2 protein-coding genes are annotated in these 2,379 nt (G+C 74.8%); one reads left to right on the plus strand and one right to left on the minus strand.

Annotated elements, in window-relative coordinates; translation table 11 throughout:
* Nucleotides 1-769 (plus strand): ABC transporter permease subunit (locus J0670_RS36005; RefSeq protein WP_207816903.1); only part of this gene is annotated, 769 nt, incomplete at its 5' end.
* A gap of 22 nt (nt 770-791) precedes the next feature.
* Here J0670_RS36005 and J0670_RS36010 read toward each other — a convergent pair.
* On the minus strand, nt 792-2,279 hold the full coding sequence (locus tag J0670_RS36010; RefSeq protein ID WP_207816904.1) for an MFS transporter: 1,488 nt from the start codon (nt 2,277-2,279) through the stop codon (nt 792-794).
* Nucleotides 2,280-2,379: the final 100 nt, after the last annotated feature.

A 2,379-nucleotide genomic window follows, 5' to 3' on the forward strand; every position in this document is an offset into this window, starting at 1 on the left:
CGAGTGGCTCAAGTTCCGTTCGCTGCGCTCGATCCCCTGGGTGCTCGGCCTCAGCGCGCTGGCCGTCGTCGCCGCCGGCCTCAGGTCGGCCGTCTACACCCACGGCCACTACACCCCCGGCGACGGGGACCCGGCGGTGATGGCGCAGGTCGCGCTCAACGACGCCTTCAACACCGCCTCGGCGGACATCGTGATGCTGGTCGCGGGCGGCATCGGCGCGACCGTCATCGCGGGCGAGTACGCCACCGGGCTGATCCGCACCACCCTGGCCGCCGTACCCGACCGCCGGGCGGTGCTGCTGGCCAAGGCGGTCGTACTGGCGGCGGCGATGCTCGGCTACGGCGCGATCAGCGCGGGCGTCTCCTTCGGCGCCACCCAGGCGATCCTGGCCGACCTCGGCATCGGCCGGTCCATCACCGACCCGACCGCCCTGCGCTTCGTCGCGGCCGCCGCGCTGTTCGCGCCGGTCTGTGCCCTGGTCGGGCTCTGCCTGGGCACCCTCGTCCGGCACAGCGCGGGCGCGGTGGTGGGCACGGTGCTGGTGCTGTTCTTCCTGCCCTCCCTCGTCACCGAGCGCTACCGCTGGACGGCCGACCTGCTGCACGCCCTGCCGTTCCCGGCCTGGCAGCGCCTGGCCCGAACCACCCTGACGGGCCTGCGCCCCACCGAGTACCCGGCCACCGTCGCGGGCTCCTGGGCCACGTACGCGCTGTGGTCGCTCGCCTCGGTGGCGATCGCGGCGGCGGTCATCCGGCGCCGCGACCACTGAGGTCGGCCCGCTCCGGCGCCCGTCACGGCCCGCTTCGGGCCGCCGCACGGCGGCTCGCCGCGCTCTCCCCCACGGCCACCAGCAGGGCCACCAGGACCAGGCCCGCCGCCACGGTGACGCCCAGCTGGAAGGCCAGCGTCCAGTCGGGGTGCGGCCCGGCGGCGCGGGCGAAGAAGACCGAGCCGACGACGGCGATGCCGACCGCCGAGCCGACCCGCTGGGCGGTCTGCATGACGCCGCCGGCGCTGCCCGCGCGGGCGACCGGGACGCACTGGAGGGTCAGCGTCTGGTTCGGGGCGATCACCAGCCCGCTGCCCACCCCGGCGACCAGCAGCGGCAACACCGTCGCCCAGCCGATCGCCGGCCCCGCCCACAGCTGGACCACCACGGCCGAGGCCAGCAGGCCGAGCAGCACCAGCACCAGGCCGAACTCCACCAGCAGCAGGCCCAACCGGCTCACCAGCCGTCCGCCGATCATCGCGGACACACCCGAGCCGAGCGCGAACGGGGTGACGGCCAGGCCGGCCGTCAGCGCCGCGTAGTGCAGGCCCGTCTGGAGGTAGATCGTGAAGATGAAGAAGATCGCGGTGAACCCGGCGAAGTACACCAGCGACAGCAGCACCCCCGCCGCGTACGGCCGCACCGTGAACAGCGCCATGCTGACCAGCGGTTCGCGGCTGCGCGCGTAGTGGTGCTCCCAGAGGACGAAGGCCGCCAGCAGCACCGCGGCGAGCGGCAGCAGCAGCCAGCGGACCGCGCCGTGCCACTGCTGCTGCTGGACGAAGGGCAGCAGCAGCGCGACCGTCCCGGCGCCCAGCAGCAGCACCCCGACCGGGTCGAAGTCGCGGTGCCCGGCCCGCTCGGCGGTCGGGCGGGGCGGCGGGAGCAGATGGTAGGCGATCGGCAGGGCGGCGACGCCGATCGGCAGGTTGACGTAGAACACCCAGCGCCAGCCGTCGTGCGGGCCGAACAGCTGGATCAGCAGGCCGCCCAGCAGCGGTCCGACGGCGGTGGACAGCCCGACGGTCGCGCCGAGCGCGCCGAAGGCCCGGCCGCGCTCGGCGCCCTGGAACAGCACCTGGATGAAGCCGGACACCTGCGGCACCAGTACCCCGCCGGCCGCGCCCTGGAGCAGCCGGGCCAGCACCAGCCACTCCTGGCTGCGGGCCGCCCCGGCCAGGGCGCTGGCCGCGGTGAACAGCGCGAGCCCGGTGAGGAAGACGGCCCGTCGGCTGCGGGCGTCGCCGAGCCGCCCGGCCGGGACGAGCACCAGGCCGAAGGCGAGCGCGTAGCCGCTGAGCACCCACTGCAGGCCGCTGGTCGACATGTGCAGCCCGACCCGGACGGTGGGCAGGGCGACGTTGACGATGCTGACGTCCAACAGCGTCATGAACCCGGCGACCAGGCACACGGCGAGCGCCCGCCAACGCCGCGCATCGGGCTGCGCGCTCGTGGCGGGGGCGCCGGGTGGCTGCGGGTTCACCGCTTCACGGGGGGATCGGGCGGTCATGGGGAGCCCCTTCCCTGCGTCCGGTCCCTGTATCCGGGAGTGAACGGGGACGACCGGGAACGACCGGAGGTGTCCGGAGGTGTCCGGTTCAGGTCGGCTA

It is taken from the genome of Streptomyces sp. FH025, from assembly GCF_017427025.1.
GTDB lineage: Bacteria > Actinomycetota > Actinomycetes > Streptomycetales > Streptomycetaceae > Kitasatospora.